The organism is Zavarzinia aquatilis, from assembly GCF_003173035.1.
Classification (GTDB): Bacteria; Pseudomonadota; Alphaproteobacteria; order Zavarziniales; family Zavarziniaceae; genus Zavarzinia; species Zavarzinia aquatilis.
The window spans coordinates 243,197-261,033 of record NZ_QGLE01000004.1 but is presented as its reverse complement, the minus strand read 5'-3'; the positions used below and the strand labels follow the sequence as shown (position 1 = coordinate 261,033).

Sequence of the window (17,837 nt, the reverse complement as noted above, 5' to 3'; positions counted from 1 at the left end):
CCCATGACGATCCTGCAGAACCGTGTCGATTTCGTCCTGCTGTTCGATGTGACCAACGGCAACCCGAACGGCGACCCGGACATGGGCAACATGCCCCGTGTCGATCCGGAAACCCGGCGCGGCCTCGTGACCGACGTCTGCCTGAAGCGCAAGCTGCGCAACTTCGTCGATCTGGTGAAGGGGGGCGAGCCCGGTTACGACATCTATGTCCGCGAGCGCGCGGTGCTGAACGACCAGCACAAGCGCGCCTATGACGCGCTGAACGTCGAGCACGAGAAGAACAAGCGCCCGAAGAAGGAGGAGGAGGCAACGGCCGTTACCCAGTGGATGTGCCGAACCTTCTTCGACATCCGCACCTTCGGCGCGGTCATGTCCACGGAATTCAACGCCGGTCAGGTGCGCGGCCCGGTACAGATCGCCTTCGGCCAGTCGATCGACCCGGTCAATCCGTTGAACATCGCCATCACCCGCATGGCGGTGACGACGACGCGGGAGGCGGAAGCGCAGCGCGGCGACAACAGGACCATGGGCGAGAAATGGATCGTACCCTATGGCCTTTACCGCGTGCATGGTTTCGTCTCGCCCCATCTCGCGGGCAAGACCGGCTTTTCCGAGGAAGACCTCGCCCTGTTGTGGCAGGGCTTCGCGACCATGTTCGATCACGACCGTTCCGCCTCGCGCGGGGAAATGGCCACGAGGGGACTCTATGTCTTCCGGCACGACAGCGCGATCGGCAACGCCCCGGCCCACAAGCTGTTCGAGACGGTGAAGGTCGAGAAAGCCATCGGCCGGGACGATGTGCCGCGCGGCTTCGCCGACTATACGGTGAGCATCGACGAGGCGGCGATCCCGCCCGGGGTCACGCTCGAGCGTTTCGCGGTCTGAGCCGCGGGGCCGGGGGCGATGGAGGACGAAGACTTCATCCCCCTGTCGGCGCTTCAGCATTTCGTGTTCTGCCCGCGGCAATGCGCGCTCATCCATCTCGAACAGGCCTGGGCCGACAATCGCCTGACCGCCGAAGGCAATCTGCTGCACGAGCGGGTGACCGGGGGCGAGACGAGCCTGCGTGCCGGCATCCGTGCCTTTCGCAGCCTGCCCCTGCGCTGTGGCCGCCTCGGCCTTGTCGGCTATGCCGACGTGGTCGAATTCGAGGCCGGTTCCGACACGCCCTTTCCGGTCGAATACAAGCGGGGCCGGGCCAAGCCCCATGACGCCGACCGGGTGCAGCTCTGCGCCCAGGCGCTCTGCATCGAGGAAATGACGGGGCTGCCGGTGCCCGAAGGCGCCCTGTTCTACGGCGAGCCGCGCCGGCGCGAGGCAACGGCCTTCACCCCCGCCCTGCGCGCCCGGACCGAACAGGCGGCGGCGGAACTTCGCGCCCTGCTGGCCTCGGGCCGGACACCGGCGGCGGAGCCGGGGCCGAAGTGCCGCAACTGCTCGCTCGCCGAAATCTGCCGTCCCACGCTCTCGGCCGCGCCCTCCGCCGCGCGCTGGGTCGAGCGCCTGCGCGAGGAAGCATGACATGCGCCGCCTGGGCAACACGCTCTATATCACCTCGCAGGGCACCCTTCTGTCGCGCCAGGGCGAGGCGATCCGCGTGGGCCGGGAAGGCGTCGCCCCGGTGCTCATCCCCATCCATGGCGTCGACGGCATTCTGTGCTTCGGCGGGGTGACGGTGACGCCGCCCCTGCTCGGCCATTGCGCCGAAGCCGGGGTAACCGTCACCTGGCTGAGCGAGAACGGCCGCTTTCTCGCCCGGGCCGAAGGGCCGGTCAGCGGCAATGTCCTGCTGCGCAAGGCGCAATACCGGGCGAGCGAGGACGCGCGCGCCACCGCCATCGCCCGCTCCATCATCATTGGCAAGGTGGCGAACCAGCGCCATGTCCTGCGCCGCTTCCTGCGCGATCATCAGACGACGAGCCCGCCAGAGACGGTAAACGGGATCGAGGGCGCGATCGACCGCATGGGCCGCAGCCTGCGCAGTCTCGGGAAAGACCTGCCCCTCGATGCCCTGCGCGGGCTGGAGGGGGAGGCCGCCGCGGCCTATTTCGCCGTGTTCGGGGCGATGATCCGGGGGGCGGATTTCAGTTTTTCCGGGCGCGTGCGCCGGCCGCCGACCGATCCGGTCAACGCGCTGCTGTCCTTCGTCTATACGTTGCTGACCCATGATGCCCGCTCCGCCCTCGAAGGGGTGGGACTCGACCCCGCCGTCGGTTTCCTGCACCGCGACCGGCCCGGGCGGCCGGGCCTCGCCCTCGATCTTGTCGAGGAGTTCCGGGCCTGGTTCGCCGACCGCCTCGTGCTGTCGCTGATCAACCGGCGACAGGTGAGCGCGGCGGATTTCCGCGTCGAGCCCGGCGGCGCGACGTTGCTGGACGAGGCCGGGCGCAAGACCGTCCTCGTCGCCTATCAGGAGCGGAAGCGCGAGGAGATGGTCCACCCCTTCACGGGCGAGAAACTGCTGCTCGGCCTCCTGTGGCACGAACAGGCCCGCCTGCTCGCCGCCTGCCTGCGCGGTGACCTCGACGCCTACCCGCCCTTCGCCGCGCGCTGAAGCGACGAGATGCTCGTTCTCGTCACCTATGACGTCGCCACCGCAGACGCCGCCGGCCGCCGCCGCTTGCGCCATGTCGCCAAAGCCTGTCAGGATCACGGTGTGAGGGTGCAGTTCTCGGTCTTCGAATGCGAGGTCGACCCGGCGCAATGGGCGATGCTGCGCGGCCGCCTGCTCGGCCTCATGGATCCGGAAAGGGACTCCCTGCGCTTCTATCTCCTGGGCAGCGGCGCCCGCCACATCGAGCATCACGGCGCAAGGCGCCCGCTCGATCCCGACGGAACCCTCATCCTCTGACGGCGCGCGAACCCCAAGCGGTCGCGAAATCCCCGGGATATCCGCGCACGCCCGATTCCGCCAGCCTCAGCCCCGAACGCCCCGAAAACCAGCCCCGCGAGTACACCACGGCCAGACATTCGCGCAGCGGCAGCCATTTTTTCCATGCCTCCAAGCGGTTATGATGTCGGGGTCGCCCCCTCACGGGGGCGTGAGTTGGAACACGAGTTCGGCGAAATCCGGCTCGACGTCCTGCGTGTCGCCCCCTCACGGGGGCGTGAGTTGGAACCTCAAAGCCGAAGAGGATCGCCGCCGCGCTATCGTCGCCCCCTCACGGGGGCGTGAGTTGGAACTGGATTGCCCGGGGCACCGTCTGCGGTCGGCGGAGTCGCCCCCTCACGGGGGCGTGAGTTGGAACGTGCCGAAGGTCTCGGGCAAATGGTCGTGGGATGTCGCCCCCTCACGGGGGCGTGAGTTGGAACTTGAGCCAGTCGACCTGCCCAGCCACGCCATAGTAGGTCGCCCCCTCACGGGGGCGTGAGTTGGAACGGGGGAACCAGCAATGGCCTGCCCCGACAAGCAGGTGTCGCCCCCTCACGGGGGCGTGAGTTGGAACCCTGCGGCGGAGCCGCTTACTTGAATAACACTGCAGTCGCCCCCTCACGGGGGCGTGAGTTGGAACGGGGCGGGTACGCGCCCGGGCTCGAAGCTGATCGTGTCGCCCCCTCACGGGGGCGTGAGTTGGAACGGCGGCATGACGGCGGACAATTGGGCCGCGATCAGGGTCGCCCCCTCACGGGGGCGTGAGTTGGAACTCGTAACTGTCGACAGCCCCGGACCGCATCGCTTGTCGCCCCCTCACGGGGGCGTGAGTTGGAACAAGGCAGGCGCCGGAGAGACTGCAGAGGCTGCGCCAGTCGCCCCCTCACGGGGGCGTGAGTTGGAACTCACCATGACCGAGCGCGGCGAGGTCCTGCGCATCGGTCGCCCCCTCACGGGGGCGTGAGTTGGAACCACCTGGCGGCCGGCGAAGACATGACCATCGACCATGTCGCCCCCTCACGGGGGCGTGAGTTGGAACAACCGCGATGGACACGGCCCAGCTCACGGCCGTCCCCGTCGCCCCCTCACGGGGGCGTGAGTTGGAACCTCGTCCAGACTCGGGCTGGCATCTATATGAGGTACGTCGCCCCCTCACGGGGGCGTGAGTTGGAACAATGGGGGAACCGCCTTCGCTGGCGGCGGCGATGGCGTCGCCCCCTCACGGGGGCGTGAGTTGGAACATCCTTGGTGTGCTCGAGGGGATGCAGTCCGTCGCGTCGCCCCCTCACGGGGGCGTGAGTTGGAACACCCATGAAAAAAGGCGCCCGGTCAGGGGCGCCTGGTAGTCGCCCCCTCACGGGGGCGTGAGTTGGAACAACAATTCGGCCTTGGCGGTCACCCTGACCGCCATTAGTCGCCCCCTCACGGGGGCGTGAGTTGGAACCTTGAGGAAGCCCTTGAGCTCGTCCAGGCCCTCGGCTGGTCGCCCCCTCACGGGGGCGTGAGTTGGAACAACCACGCGGCCTTGGCGGTCACCCTGACCGCCATTGTCGCCCCCTCACGGGGGCGTGAGTTGGAACTGCCATGTTCTCGTCGTTGCGCGCCTTCGCGGCGAGTCGCCCCCTCACGGGGGCGTGAGTTGGAACGGGCGACATTGACGAGTCTCGGCACCGCAACCGGAAACCTGTCGCCCCCTCACGGGGGCGTGAGTTGGAACAGCCAGCAGTGCTTGGCGATATCGTTGTCGAGGCTGTCGCCCCCTCACGGGGGCGTGAGTTGGAACAGACCCTGACGGATCGCGCGCGTCATGCGGGTCTTGCGTCGCCCCCTCACGGGGGCGTGAGTTGGAACTCCCCCAGATCGGGGGCAAGTGGACGTGGGATGTGTCGCCCCCTCACGGGGGCGTGAGTTGGAACGGCACCCTTGCGGAAGAAGGTGGCGAAGGCACTGTCGCCCCCTCACGGGGGCGTGAGTTGGAACCGGTCGAGGCGCGGGCGACGCGCGAGGATATCGGGTCGCCCCCTCACGGGGGCGTGAGTTGGAACGGTTTCGAGCGCCAGCCCCGCCCAATCGGCAAAGGCCGTCGCCCCCTCACGGGGGCGTGAGTTGGAACGTGGCCGGCGCGCCCGGCCCTCTCGAAGTCCAGATGTCGCCCCCTCACGGGGGCGTGAGTTGGAACCTCAGCCGGGACGGCCAGCAGATCGGCGAGTATCGGGGTCGCCCCCTCACGGGGGCGTGAGTTGGAACGGGACGATTACGCTAGATCCGCATCATCATTACATCGTCGCCCCCTCACGGGGGCGTGAGTTGGAACACTGTCAGGGTGCGGAGATTGCCCTTGGACGAGCCGTCGCTCCTGCGCGAGCGCCTGTGTTGGACCGTTGGCGGCGCGGGCACCGGTCCGGATAGCGGGGCCGCGGACCCTTGCCCCCGGAGCGTCGGCGGGCGAGGATCGGCAAAACCGATCGGGAACCCTGTCATGAGTCTTCTTCCCATCGCCGACCGCTGGTTCGAGCGCAAGCGCATCTCCGACGACATCACCCTGCTGTGGGAGCCCCATGTCGTCCCGCTCATGCGCTGCAATATCTGGCATGTGCGCGGACGCGACCGCGATCTTTTCGTCGATACCGGCATGGGCGTCGCGTCGCTGCGCGAGGCCGCGCGCGACCTTCTCGACAAGACGGTGAGCGCCGTCGCCACCCATACCCACATCGACCATGTGGGCGGCCACCACGAATTCGACAGCACCATCGTTCACGAACTGGAGGCCGAGAACCTCCGCCATCCGGCAGACCGGGGCGGATTGCTGGAATCCGTGCTCGGCCCCGATTTCGCCCGGACCTTCACCGAGATGGGCTATCCCTTCTCCGGCGACCTGATCACCGCGATCCCCTCGGCCGATTATGACGCCACCGCCTATCAGGTGCAGGATTCGGTCGTCACCGAAATCGTGACCGAGGGCGACGTGATCGACCTTGGCGACCGCGCCTTCGAGGTGCTGCACCTGCCCGGCCATTCGCCGGGTTCCATCGGCCTGTGGGAAGCGAAGACAGGCACCCTGTTCTCGGGCGACGCGCTTTATGACGGCCCCCTGCTCGACCTCATCAAGGGCGCCGACATCCCGACCTATATCCGCACCATGGAGCGGCTGCGCGAATTGCCGGTCAGCATCGTGCACGCCGGCCACGACACGAGTTTCGGCAGGGAGCGGCTGGTCGATCTGTGCGACCAGTATCTGGCCTGGCGCCGCTGACACGGGAACCCGGGCTGGCCCTTTCGCCTTGATCGGGGCATAAGGGGCCGCTCTGCCCCGACAGGAAAGCCGCATGACCAGCACCACCGAAGCCGCCCCGCCGGCGAAGAAGAAATCGCTGCTCGACAAGGCGGTGGCGCTGGCCTCCGGCCCGCATGGTCTGTGGCTGCTGGCGGTCGTCTCCTTCGCGGAAGCGTCGTTCTTTCCGATCCCGCCCGATCCGGTGCTGGCCGCCGTCGTCCTCGCGAAGCGGGAGCGGTTCTGGCTGGCAACCGCGATCTGCACCGCCGCGTCGGTGCTGGGCGGCCTTGCCGGCTATGCCATCGGCTTTGGGCTTTACGAGACGATCGGCAAATCGGTCGTGGAATTCTATCACCTGCAGGACGCCATGCTGTCGTTCCAGCAGCGTTTCGCCGAATGGGGCGGCTGGATCATCGTCGCGAAGGGCCTGACGCCCATCCCCTTCAAGCTGGTGACCATCGCCAGCGGCGTGGCCGAACTGAATCTGCTGACCTTCGTCGTTTCCTGCGCGATCACGCGCGGGGCCCGCTTCCTGCTGGTCGCCTGGCTGTTCTACGCCTTCGGTCCGCAGGCGCGGGCGATCATCGCCCGTCACAAGCTGGCCATGCTGATCGGCGGCGTTCTGGTCGTGGCGGCGGGTTTCGCCGCCTTCGCCCTGCTCTGACCGGCGGTGCGGCGGGCGGGGGCGGCGCCCCCTGCCCGCCCATCCTTCAGACCATGACGAAGACGTCCGTGATATCGAGGGCAGCCGGCTTGGCCGAGATCACGGCGAAAGCGGTCAGCGTGTCGACGTCGGCGTCATAGGCGTAAACCCGGCCGGTTGAAGTGTTGTAGAACACGCAGTCGGACACCAGCCCCGCCGGACTGGTGCCGTTGGCGACACTGAGGCCGCCCGAGACGTCGATGCCGAAGGCGAGGGTATCAATGACGATCGCATCGCCATCATTCCAGTCGGCGATGCGATCGACACCGCCCGCGGGCCCGTTGAAGACGAAGGTGTCGTTGCCGGCGCCGCCATAGAGACGATCGTTGCCCGCGCCGCCGATCAGCGTGTCGGCCCCGTCGAAGCCCTGGAGGGTGTCGACGCCGTCGCCGCCCGACAGCACATTGTCGCCGCCATTGCCCTTGATCGTGTTGGCGGCCGAATTGCCCGTGCCGTTGCCGGCCCCCGCGCCCAGGACCAGCACTTCGACATTGTCGGTCAAGGTATAGTCCGAGAGGAAAGAAATGACACGGTCGGTGCCCTCGCCGGAAGCTTCGGAGACACTGTCGCCGACGTCGTCGACTTCATAGATGTCGTTGCCGACACCGCCCGACATCGTGTCCGCGCCAGTGCCGCCGATCAGGCGATCGGCGCCGTCATTGCCGTAGAGGAAATCATCGTCGGCCCTGCCCTGCAGCACATCGTCGCCATCACCGCCGATGAGCGTGTCGGCGCCGGCATCGCCGAGGATGGTATCGTTGCCTCCCTGGCCCATGAGTGTGTCGTCGCCATCGAGCCCCTGAAGGCGATTGTCACCGCCGTCGCCCGACAGCGAGTCCATGTAGGCCGACCCCGTGACGTTCTCGATGCTGATGTAGGCGTCCCCCAACGCATCGCCCGAGCTGCCGCTCCCCAGGAAGAGATCGACGAAGACACCAGATGTTGCCGTCGAATAGCTGGCCGTGTCGTTGCCCAAGCCGCCGATCAGCTGGTCGGCACCGGCACCACCGATCAGCTGGTCGTCACCGTCGCCGCCGGTCAGCACATTGATGCCGGCATCGCCAACCAGCTTGTCGGCGAAACTCGAACCCTCGATGCTCTCGATGCCGGTGAGCACATCGCCCTGGGCCTCGCCGCGCGCGCCCAACCCGGTCGACAGGCTGACGAACACACCGGTCATCGAATTGAAGTAGGACACCGTGTCCACCCCGATGCCGCCGTTGATCGTATCGGCGCCAAGGCCGCCGATCAGGACATCGTCGAAGGACGAGCCGGTGATCATATCGTCTCCGGTCAGCACACCGGCCAGGAACATGAGCGAGGCCATCGACGTCGTCGACGTGAGGAAACTGGTCACATCGGTCATATCGGCGGCGATACCCGTCAGGGAGATCGTCGTGCCCGCGGGCATCCCCGCCACGAACATCGGAGCACCGTCATAAACATGGATATCCGTCGCGATACCCGTCGCACTCCCGATCAGGCTGAAGACTGTCGGGCCAACCGCATTGAAGGACACATTTGTGAGGGAGTTGTAGAACGACGCGACCCCCGAGCCGAGGAACGGGATGTAGGCTCCACCAGTCGTCACATTCTCGAAATGGGTCAGATCGACCTGCACCGAAGACGTAAACGTCGCCATGATTTGCCCCTATGTGGATTTCGTCAGGTGGCACTCGGCGCGGCCCCTTTCGGGCTCTTTACCAAGCACCTCCGCACACAAGGGTTATGGCAGCCCATTCCTTAACAAATTCAACCATAACGGATGAATGCAAAAATAATGCGCCCAGCCGCTATTTGTTAACCAGACGTAAACAGTCGCCGGTAGGCTTCCGCGCCTCTGATCGCGTCACATTCCTGGTTTACTCGCATGAGCCGCGAAGACACGGCATCCTTTCGATGCCATGGGCGGTCTCGGTCGCACGGTCGGGGACAGGGCCTCGCGATCCCGCCGTTCAGATCATGGTGAGTGACGATAGCCAGGGGCGACCATCGGGCAATCCCTGTCGCTCGGACATGGGCCGCCCGGAACCGCCGACAGGAATTGCTGGCGGCTGAGGGAGGGCTTCCCCCTCCCCCGTGGCCCATGGACCGGCATTCCACCGCTCCAGCCGCATTTCCGTATCATGTCGCGACACAGGGCGGCGGTGCCGATACGCGGGGTTCTTGTCGGGCGGGCGGGGGATCGCCCCGCCCGCCCGCCCGAGCCTCAGCCGATCAGCATGGCGCTGATGTCGCCGGCATCGAGAGCGGCCGGCTTGTTCGCGATCACGGCGAAGTAGGTCAGCGTGTCGGCATCGGCGTCATAGGCGTAAACCCGGCCGGTCGAGGTGTTGTAGAACACGCCATCGGTGGTCAGGCTCGAAGCATCGGTGCCACTGACGACGGTGATGCCGTCCAGGCCGAAGGCCCCGACGTTCAGAACGATCGAGTCGCCGTCTTCCCAGTCCGCGATACGATCGACACCGTCTGAAGGACCGTTGAACACGAATCTGTCGTTGCCGGCACCGCCATAGAGACGGTCGTTACCCGCGCCGCCAACGAGCGTGTCGTTGCCCTCCATCCCTTTCAGCGTGTCGACCCCGGCCATACCGTAGAGTTCATTGCCGGAGGCATTGCCCTTCACCGTGTTGTCGAGCGCATTGCCGCTACCGACGGCCGCGCCGCTGGCAAGGATCAGCACCTCGACATTGTCGGTCAGGGTGTAGAAGAAGGCGGACGACGTCACGCGATCGGTGCCACTATCCGCCGCCTCGATGACGAGGTCGCGGAAATCGTCGACCGTGTAGCTGTCGTTGCCAGCGCCGCCCGTCATGGTATCCGCGCCGGCCCCGCCGTTCAGGCGATCATTGCCCTCGCCGCCCGCCAGATCATCCACGCCGTCGCCGCCCTGAAGGGAATCGTCGCCGTCATCGCCGCTGATCGTGTCGTCGCCGGCGCCGCCCATCAACGTGTCGTTGCCGAGCCGACCATATAGAAAGTCGTCGCCATCGAGGCCCTGGATACGATTGTTGCCGCCGTCGCCGTACAGAAAATCCGTGTAGAGCGAGCCGGTGATGTTTTCGATGCCCGTCAGCACATCGCCCAGGGCCAACATTTGATTCTGACTGCTGTCCGCAAGGTCGACCGACACGGAATTGCCCGCGGTCGCATAGCTGGCGGTGTCGACGCCATCGCCGCCGTTCAGCGTGTCGCCACCGCCGCCGCCGATGAGCACGTCGTTGCCAGCGCCGCCGTTGAGCACATTGGCCCCGGCGTCGCCGACCAGCCTGTCGGCATAATCCGAACCGACCAGATTCTCGATGCCTGACAGGCTATCGCCCTCGGCATCGCCGCGGGCGCCGAGCCCGGTCTCGAGGCTGACGAAGACACCAGCGGTCGAGTTGAAATAGGTGACGGTGTCGGTCCCCAGCAAGCCCCCGGAGATCGAGTCCGCGCCTGCGCCGCCGAACAGCGTATCGTTGTAATTCGAGCCGGAGATCGTGTCGTCACCCGAAAGAACCGAACTCAGGAAGGCGAGCGAGGTCGCCTGCGACGTGGCGGTGAGAAAGGCTTCGGCGACAGCGCTATCGACCGAAAGACCGGTCAGCGACACCACGGTCCCTGCCGGCGCCACTGGCTGCGGCGAGGCGGGGGAAGGATAGGCGTAGATGCTCTCTACCGTGCCCGTCACCGACATAGGGGTGGACGACAAGGTGACGCCAACCAAGTTGAACGCGGTCATCGTCAACGAATTTTCGTAAGCCGCCGACCCGATCCCGATCAGCGGGACGCGCGTGGCACCGGCGGTCTGCAGATGGAAATTGGTCATGTCGACCGGCACGGTGGATAAGAAAGTCGCCATCATCAGCCCCTGAGATCGTTTCGGCGCGCGATGCCCGGCCTTGGCACCATTTTGCCTGGCCGCCCCCACGCCATGACCTACAGTCTGTATCAAGCTTTATGATTTTTTGAATAGTAAAAATCAGCAGATTTGCCCGTGCCTCCCCAAGCAGCCCCGCCGCTGCCCCCCAGACGAACCATGATTCTTCGAATAAATCGCAGCCATGGCGGCATTTTATCGTCGATCTCTGCCGTCTTCCGAGGATTCCCATCTCGAATCTTATCGGAATCCGCCCATTATGGGCGCACGCCTTCAAGGAGCAATCCGATCTGTTCTACAATACTACTTCAAGAATGGTGCGAATGACCCATTTTGGGCATCGCCCGCGGCGACCGACTTGAAGACCCTCGGCGCCACGGGGCCGGCAGCGGACAAGACGCCCGAAGATCAGACGGAAGAGCGGATCGGGGACCCGACGCCACACCGGTCAAGTCGGGGCACGGCTCGGCGCAGGTGGGGACAGGTCGCGCGGCAGGCGCTTCGATCGCCGGCGGCGACATTATCGAGAATGGCCTCAAGAGCCTGAGTGGCCCAGAAATGCGAAAGGCCGCCCGAGGGCGGCCTTGCATGTAATCTCTGTGAAGAGATTGGTCGGAGTGAGAGGATTCGAACCTCCGGCCCCTAGCTCCCGAAGCTAGTGCTCTACCAGGCTGAGCTACACTCCGACCGGGAGGCCGGCCTTGTAGCACCGTGCCCGGCCCTGTTCAAGCCTCTGTTTCAGAAATCTCAATAGGCCCGCTCGATGCAGAAGTCGATCACGCCTTCGAGGGCGCGGCGGTACTCCCCGTCAGGGAAGCGGGCGAGGGCGGCGCGCGCCATGTTGCCGTAGTGGCGGGCGCGGTCGACGGTGGCGTCCAGCGTGTCGTATTTCCGCATCAGGCGGAGCGCGGTCTCGAGATCGCCGTCCGCCTGGTCGCGCTGTTCCATGCAGCGGCGCCAGAACGCCTGCTCCGACTCGTCGGCGGCGGCAAAGGCAAGGACGACGGGCAGGGTGATCTTGCCTTCGCGGAAATCGTCGCCCACGGTCTTGCCCAGCGTCGCCTCCTCCGCCTGATAGTCGAGGGCGTCGTCGATCAGCTGGAAGGCGATGCCGAGATAGCGGCCATAGTCGGCGAGGGCCAGTTCGTCATCGGCCGGGCGGCCGGCGACCACGGCGCCGACGCGGGTCGCGGCGGCGAAGAGCGCGGCGGTCTTGGCCGCGATCACCTGGAGATAGTCGTCCTCGGTCGTCGCCAGATTATTGGCGGTGGTCAGCTGCATCACCTCGCCCTCGGCGATGATGGCCGAGGCTTCGGAGAGAATCGACAGAACGGCGAGCGAGCCGTCCTGGGTCATGAGCTGGAACGAGCGGCTGAACAGGAAATCGCCGACAAGGACGCTGGCCTGATTGCCCCAGACGATATTGGCGGTGGCCCTGCCCCGGCGCAGCGCCGATTCGTCGACCACATCGTCGTGCAGCAGGGTCGCGGTATGGATGAATTCGACGCAGGCGGCGAGGCGGATGTGGCGCTCCCCCTCGTAGCCGCACAGCCGCGCGGCGGCGATCAGCAGCACGGGGCGCAGGCGCTTGCCGCCCGAGGCGATGATATGGCCGGCGAGTTCCGGGATCAGCGGCACGTCCGAGACCATGCGGGTGCGGATCTCGGTATCGACCTTGGCGAAATCCTCGGCGACGAGACGCAGCAACACTTCGAGCGCATTGGCCGGTGCCTTGTCCGGAGCATCCCCCGGGGCGTTCTTGTCCCGCCCCTCTTCCAATGATACGACCACGCCCAAACCCATGCTCCTGCCGGTTAGATGCGGACGCAGCATAGGAGCGCCCCAAGAGGGCGGTCAACCGCAGCGGTGCGGCGCCCCCGCCCCCCGTTTAACCCATCGAAGGGCCGCCCGGTGCAGGAATTGATCCGGACCAACGATCTCGTGCTGATTTCTTTCGTCGACAGCGTGCTGAAGGCGGAGGGAATCGGCCTTCTCGTCCTCGATTCGCATTCTTCCGTCATCGACGGCTCGATCGGCATGGTGCCGCGCCGGCTGATGGTGGCGGATGACGATCTGCCACAGGCCCGCCGCCTGCTGACCGAGGCGGGCCTTGGCCACGAGCTGCGCGAGAAGGACGCCGGTCTGTGGCCATGACCAGCGGCGCCACACCCCCCGAGACCGTGACCGAGGATCTGCTGCTGGGCGGGCGCCTGCGCCTGTTGCAGCCCGCCGATGGCTATCGCGCGGCGATCGACCCGGTTCTGCTCGCCGCCTCGGTCGCCACGCCCGAGGGCGGCAGCGTGCTGGACCTCGGCTGTGGCAGCGGGGCCGCCCTGCTGTGCCTCGGCTGGCGGCGGCCGGACCTCGCCCTGACCGGGCTCGATGCCGACGCGGATGCCCTCGCCCTCGCCCAGCGCAGCGCCGCGCTGAACGACATGGCGGGCCGCTGCAGCTTCCTGCGCCGCGCGGTCGAGGATGGCCTGCCCCGCCAGGCTTTCGACGCGGTGATGACCAATCCGCCCTATCTCGAACAGGGTCGCGGCACCGCCCCGGCGAACAGCCGGCGCGATGCCCATATGGAAGGCGGCGCCGACCTCGCCCGCTGGCTGGACGAGGCGACCCGCGCCCTCCGCCCCAGGGGCAGCCTGCATGTCATCCACCGGGCCGACCGCCTGCCCGAAATTCTGGCGCTGATCGCGCCCCGACTCGGCGCCATCGAAATCCTGCCCCTGTGGCCGAAGGCGGGGGCGGAGGCGCGGCGCGTCATCGTCAGCGGCCGGCTGGGCCGGCGCACCCCGGCGCGGCTGCGCCCCGGCCTCGTCCTGCACGCCGCCGACGGCGCCTTCACCCCGGAGGCCGAGGCGATCCTGCGCGGCGGCGGCGTCCTGATCTGACGCGAGCGGCGCTGACGGATAAGGCTTGAGCCGGCGCCGCCCGCACCCCATGTTCACCCCATGTCCATCTCGACCGCCCTCCGCCGCCTGCTGCCGTCCTTCCTGGGCGGCAAGCGTCCGCCCACTGTCGCCGTGCTGCGCCTCGAAGGGGTGATCGGCGCCATGGGGGGCCTGCGCCAGGGCCTGACCATCGCCGGCACCGCCGGGCTGATCGACCGCGCCTTCCGGGTAAAGCCCCTGTCGGCGGTCGCCCTCGTGATCAATTCGCCGGGTGGCGCGGCCACCCAGTCGGCCCTGATCCACGAGCGCATCCGCCTGCTCGCCGAAGAGAAGAAGGTGCCGGTCTATGCCTTCTGCGAGGATGTCGCGGCCTCGGGCGGCTACATGCTGGCGCTGGCGGCCGACCGCATCATCGCCCATCCGACCTCCATCGTCGGCTCCATCGGGGTGATTTCCGGCGGTTTCGGCTTCGACAAGGCCATAAACAAGCTGGGGATCGAGCGGCGCATCTATACCGCTGGCGCCAACAAGCACCGGCTGGACCCTTTCCTGCCGGAAAACCCGGACGACATCGTCCATCTGAAGAGCCTGCAGGCCGATATCCACACGATCTTCAAGGACATGGTCACCGGCCGCCGGGGCCTGCGCCTGAAGCAGCCTGCGGGCGATCTCTTCACCGGCGACGTCTGGACCGGGCGCCGCGCCCTCGAACTCGGCCTGATCGACGGGCTGGGCGAGATTCGCTCGACCCTGAAGGCGGAACTGGGCGAAAAGGTTCGGCTGGTGCCGATCGCGCCGAAGAAGCGTATGTTCGGCCTCGGCCGCCTGCTGACCCGACAGGGTGGTCTGGCGGGCGAGGCGCTGTCGACGGTCGAGGCGCGGGGCCTGTGGTCCCGTTTCGGTCTCTAGGGGAGTTCGGTCATGCTCGGCCTCTTGGTCAAGGCCTTCGCCATCCTGCTGGCCCTTGGCCTCGCTTACGTCTCGATCAAGCGCGCCCTTCTCCCGAAGGGCAAGAAAGCCGCCGAAGTGCCGCCGCAAGCGCCGAAGAAAGCCCCGGTGATCGAGGCGGACGACATGGTGCGCTGCCCGGCCTGCGGCACCTATAACGCCGCCGGCCAGCCCTGCGCCGTCCCCGACTGCCCGACCAACCGGACCTGACAGCCCCGCCATGCGCTCACCGGGCGGGAGCGCCGCCGAAGGGCAGGGTTGACCCGAGGGGGGGCGCGTCATTAACGTGCGGCCACCTTCACGCCTTGTTCAGGTAGCCCATCTCATGTCGGCGCAGACGGCGGCGAAAGCCCCGCCCTTCCAGGACCTCATCCTGACCCTTCAGACCTATTGGGCCCGGCAGGGCTGCATCCTGATGCAGCCCTACGACATGGAGGTCGGCGCGGGCACCTTCCACCCGGCGACGACGCTGCGCACCCTCGGCCGCAAGCCGTGGAACGCGGCCTATGTCCAGCCGTCGCGCCGGCCGAAGGACGGCCGCTATGGCGAGAACCCGAACCGGCTGCAGCACTACTACCAGTTCCAGGTCATCCTGAAGCCGAGCCCGGACAATATCATCGACCTCTACCTCGGTTCGCTGAAGGCGCTCGGCATCGACGTCGACAATCACGACATCCGCTTCGTCGAGGACGATTGGGAAAGCCCGACGCTGGGCGCCTGGGGCCTCGGCTGGGAGGTCTGGTGCGACGGCATGGAGGTGACCCAGTTCACCTATTTCCAGCAGGTCGGCGGCATCGACGTCGATCCCGTGGCCGGCGAGATCACCTATGGTCTCGAGCGTCTCGCCATGTATGTGCAGGGCGTGGAGCGGGTCTATGACCTCGACTGGAACGGCCGGGGCGTCACCTATGGCGATGTCTACCTGCAGGCCGAGAAGGAATTCTCGGCGTATAATTTCGAGCACGCGAACACCGAGGTGCTGTTCCAGCATTTTCGCGACGCGGAAGCCGAATGCGCCGCCCTCCTTTCGAAGGCCTTGCCTCTGCCCGCCTATGACCAGTGCATGAAGGCGAGCCATCTGTTCAACCTGCTCGATGCCCGCGGGGTGATTTCCGTGACCGAACGCGCCGCCTATATCGGCCGGGTGCGCGCCCTCGCCAAGGGCTGCTGCGAAGCCTGGGTCGCGACCCAGGGCGTTGCCGGTCAGGAGGCGAAGTGATGCCCGAGCTTCTGATCGAAATCCGTTCCGAGGAAATCCCCGCCCGGATGCAGGTGAAGGCCGCCGACGACCTGAAACGCATCTTCACCGACGGCCTCACCGCCCTCGGCCTCAAGTTCGGCGCCGCCCGCGCCTATTCCACCCCGCGCCGCCTCGCCGTCGTGATCGAGGATCTGGACGCCGCGCAGGCCGACCTGCGGGAAGAGCGGCGCGGCCCCCGCGTCGGCGCGCCGGAAGCCGCCATCGCCGGTTTCTGTACCTCGGCCGGCGTCGCCCGCGAGGCGTTGCAGGTCCAGGAAACCCCCAAGGGCAGTTTCTATATCGCAGAGATCGAGCGGCGCGGCCGCCCGACCACCGAAGTGATCGCCGAGCTGCTGACCGGCGCCCTGTGGAATTTCCCCTGGCCCAAATCCATGCGCTGGGGCGCCGAGGCCGACGGTCAATCGTCGAAACTGAGCTGGGTACGGCCGATCCACACGGTGATCGCCCTGTTCGGCGGCGACGTGGTGCCTTTCAGCCTCGCCCGCAATGACGACACCGGCCATGGCATCAAGGCCGGCAATGTCACCGCCGGCCACCGCTTCATGGGCCGCGAGACTTTCGAGGTCAGCGGTTTCGCCGATTATCAGGCCAAGCTGCGCGCCGCCTATGTCATCATCGACCCCGAGGAGCGGAAAAAGATCATCTGGGCCGACGCCGAGAAGATCGCCGCGCAGGCGGGCCTCGAGGTGACTCCCGATCCTGCCCTCCTTGATGAAGTCGCCGGCCTCGTCGAATGGCCGGTGCCGCTGATGGGCCGGATCGACGACGCTTTCATGGCAGTCCCGGCCGAGGTGCTGACCTCGACCATGCGGGCCAACCAGAAGTATTTCGCCCTGCGCGATCCCGTGACCGGCAAGATGGCGCCCCGCTTCCTGACCGTCGCCAATCTGCTGGCCAAGGACGGCGGTGCCGCCATCGCGGCGGGCAACGAGCGCGTGCTGCGCGCGCGCCTGTCGGACGCCAAGTTCTTCTGGGATCAGGACCTGAAATCGACCCTCGAATCCCGTGTCGGCAAGCTGGACAGCATCGTGTTCCATGCGAAGCTCGGCACCTTGGGCGAGAAGGTGAAGCGGATCGTCGCGCTGGCCGTCCGGATCGCCGGTGTGATCGGCGCCGACCCCGAGAAGACCGCCCGCGCCGCCCTGCTGGCCAAGGCCGATCTCGTCTCCGACGTCGTCGGCGAATTCCCCGAGGTCCAGGGCATCATGGGGCGTTACTACGCCCTGAAGGACGGCGAGGACACGGTGGTGGCCGAGGCCATCGCCGACCACTGGAAGCCGCAGGGCCCGTCCGACAAATGCCCGTCCGACCTCGTCGCGGTTTCGGTCGCCCTCGCCGACAAGATCGACACGCTGACCGGCTTCTTCGCCATCGACGAGAAGCCGACCGGCTCGAAGGATCCCTTCGCCCTGCGCCGCGCCGCGCTCGGCGTCATCCGCCTGATCGTCGAGAATGGCCTCCGCCTGCCGCTGCGTCCGCTGTTCGGCGCGGTCGCCGACAGTCTGCTCGACTTCTTCCACGACCGGCTGAAGGTCTCGCTGAAGGATCAGGGCGTCGCCCATGATCTGATCAACGCCGTGCTCGGCACCGGCGCCGAGGATGACCTGACCCGGCTGGTGCGCAAGGTCTCGGCGCTGAAATCCCTGCTCGATACCGACGACGGGCGCAATCTGCTCGCCGCCTATCGCCGCGCCTCCAACATCCTCCGCATCGAGGAGAAGAAGGACGGCGCGCGTTACCAGGGCCCGGCCGACCGGAGCCTCTTCGCCGCCGAGGAAGAAAGGGCGCTGGGCGCCCGTCTCGACGAGGCGATGCCGCTGGCGCTGGCGGCGCTGCGGCAAGAGGGTTTCGCCGAATGCATGCAGGCGCTCGCGCTGCTGCGTAACCCCGTCGATGCCTTCTTCGAGAAGGTGACGGTGAATGCCGACGATGCGGCGCTTCGCGTCAATCGTCTGAAGCTGCTGGCGGAAATCCGCGGTGCCCTGGACGGGATCGCCGATTTCGCGCGTATCGAGGGATAAGG

15 protein-coding genes, 1 tRNA gene and 1 CRISPR repeat array are annotated in these 17,837 nt (G+C 66.8%); of the genes, 12 read left to right on the top strand and 4 right to left on the bottom strand.

Annotated features, from left to right (window positions below; translation table 11 throughout):
• Positions 1–3 precede the first annotated feature (3 nt).
• The 6 genes from cas7c (at position 4) to DKG74_RS09565 (ending at position 6,810) form a co-directional block, all read left to right on the top strand.
• Positions 4–885, top strand: coding sequence for a type I-C CRISPR-associated protein Cas7/Csd2 (cas7c, locus tag DKG74_RS09590; RefSeq protein WP_109905102.1), 882 nt, complete (start codon positions 4–6; stop codon positions 883–885).
• A gap of 18 nt (positions 886–903) precedes the next feature.
• Positions 904–1,521, top strand: coding sequence for a CRISPR-associated protein Cas4 (gene cas4 / locus DKG74_RS09585; RefSeq protein ID WP_109905100.1), 618 nt, complete (start codon positions 904–906; stop codon positions 1,519–1,521).
• Position 1,522: 1 nt separating this feature from the next.
• Entirely contained in the window at positions 1,523–2,554 is a 1,032-nt protein-coding gene (cas1c, locus tag DKG74_RS09580; RefSeq protein WP_109905098.1) for a type I-C CRISPR-associated endonuclease Cas1c, read from the top strand.
• A 9-nt stretch (positions 2,555–2,563) separates the two neighbouring features.
• Positions 2,564–2,851: a CRISPR-associated endonuclease Cas2 gene (cas2, locus tag DKG74_RS09575; RefSeq protein WP_109905096.1), complete on the top strand. Its 288-nt coding sequence runs from the start codon at positions 2,564–2,566 to the stop codon at positions 2,849–2,851.
• A 171-nt stretch (positions 2,852–3,022) separates the two neighbouring features.
• Positions 3,023–5,186: direct repeats of the CRISPR family, unit length 31 nt; unit sequence GTCGCCCCCTCACGGGGGCGTGAGTTGGAAC.
• 165 nt (positions 5,187–5,351) lie between these two features.
• The gene (locus DKG74_RS09570; protein WP_109905094.1) at positions 5,352–6,125 is read left to right on the top strand and encodes an MBL fold metallo-hydrolase; all 774 of its coding nucleotides are present in this window, start codon (positions 5,352–5,354) and stop codon (positions 6,123–6,125) included.
• A gap of 73 nt (positions 6,126–6,198) precedes the next feature.
• Positions 6,199–6,810, top strand: coding sequence for a YqaA family protein (locus DKG74_RS09565; RefSeq protein WP_109905092.1), 612 nt, complete (start codon positions 6,199–6,201; stop codon positions 6,808–6,810).
• A gap of 46 nt (positions 6,811–6,856) precedes the next feature.
• On the opposite strand, the gene DKG74_RS22410 is transcribed toward DKG74_RS09565, so the two are convergent.
• The 4 genes from DKG74_RS22410 to DKG74_RS09545 form a co-directional block, all read right to left on the bottom strand.
• The gene (locus DKG74_RS22410; protein ID WP_109905090.1) at positions 6,857–8,491 is read right to left on the bottom strand and encodes a calcium-binding protein; all 1,635 of its coding nucleotides are present in this window, start codon (positions 8,489–8,491) and stop codon (positions 6,857–6,859) included.
• 567 nt (positions 8,492–9,058) lie between these two features.
• On the bottom strand, positions 9,059–10,693 hold the full coding sequence (locus DKG74_RS22405) for a calcium-binding protein (protein ID WP_165837615.1): 1,635 nt from the start codon (positions 10,691–10,693) through the stop codon (positions 9,059–9,061).
• Between the two features lie 627 nt (positions 10,694–11,320).
• A tRNA-Pro gene (locus DKG74_RS09550) sits at positions 11,321–11,397 on the bottom strand.
• Positions 11,398–11,458: 61 nt separating this feature from the next.
• Entirely contained in the window at positions 11,459–12,508 is a 1,050-nt protein-coding gene (locus DKG74_RS09545; protein ID WP_243404082.1) for a polyprenyl synthetase family protein, read from the bottom strand.
• A 114-nt stretch (positions 12,509–12,622) separates the two neighbouring features.
• Between DKG74_RS09545 and DKG74_RS09540 the strand changes: the two genes are divergently transcribed.
• The 6 genes from DKG74_RS09540 to glyS all read left to right on the top strand — a co-directional run bounded on the left by DKG74_RS09540 (position 12,623) and on the right by glyS (position 17,835).
• A complete protein-coding gene (locus tag DKG74_RS09540) occupies positions 12,623–12,865 on the top strand; it encodes a putative signal transducing protein (protein ID WP_109905084.1) in 243 nt (80 codons plus the stop codon).
• On the top strand, positions 12,862–13,605 hold the full coding sequence (locus DKG74_RS09535; RefSeq protein ID WP_109905082.1) for a tRNA1(Val) (adenine(37)-N6)-methyltransferase: 744 nt from the start codon (positions 12,862–12,864) through the stop codon (positions 13,603–13,605). The genes DKG74_RS09540 and DKG74_RS09535 overlap by 4 nt, the downstream gene beginning before the upstream one ends.
• Before the next feature lie 60 nt (positions 13,606–13,665).
• Positions 13,666–14,514 (top strand): S49 family peptidase, encoded by an 849-nt coding sequence (locus tag DKG74_RS09530; protein ID WP_109905080.1) that lies wholly within the window; start codon positions 13,666–13,668, stop codon positions 14,512–14,514.
• A 12-nt stretch (positions 14,515–14,526) separates the two neighbouring features.
• A complete protein-coding gene (locus DKG74_RS09525; protein WP_109905078.1) occupies positions 14,527–14,763 on the top strand; it encodes a hypothetical protein in 237 nt (78 codons plus the stop codon).
• 115 nt (positions 14,764–14,878) lie between these two features.
• Positions 14,879–15,772 (top strand): glycine--tRNA ligase subunit alpha, encoded by an 894-nt coding sequence (locus DKG74_RS09520; protein WP_109905076.1) that lies wholly within the window; start codon positions 14,879–14,881, stop codon positions 15,770–15,772.
• Positions 15,772–17,835 carry a glycine--tRNA ligase subunit beta gene (gene glyS, locus DKG74_RS09515; RefSeq protein WP_109905074.1) on the top strand — a complete coding sequence of 688 codons (2,064 nt, stop codon included), beginning with the start codon at positions 15,772–15,774 and terminating at the stop codon, positions 17,833–17,835. The genes DKG74_RS09520 and glyS overlap by 1 nt, the downstream gene beginning before the upstream one ends.
• Positions 17,836–17,837: the final 2 nt, after the last annotated feature.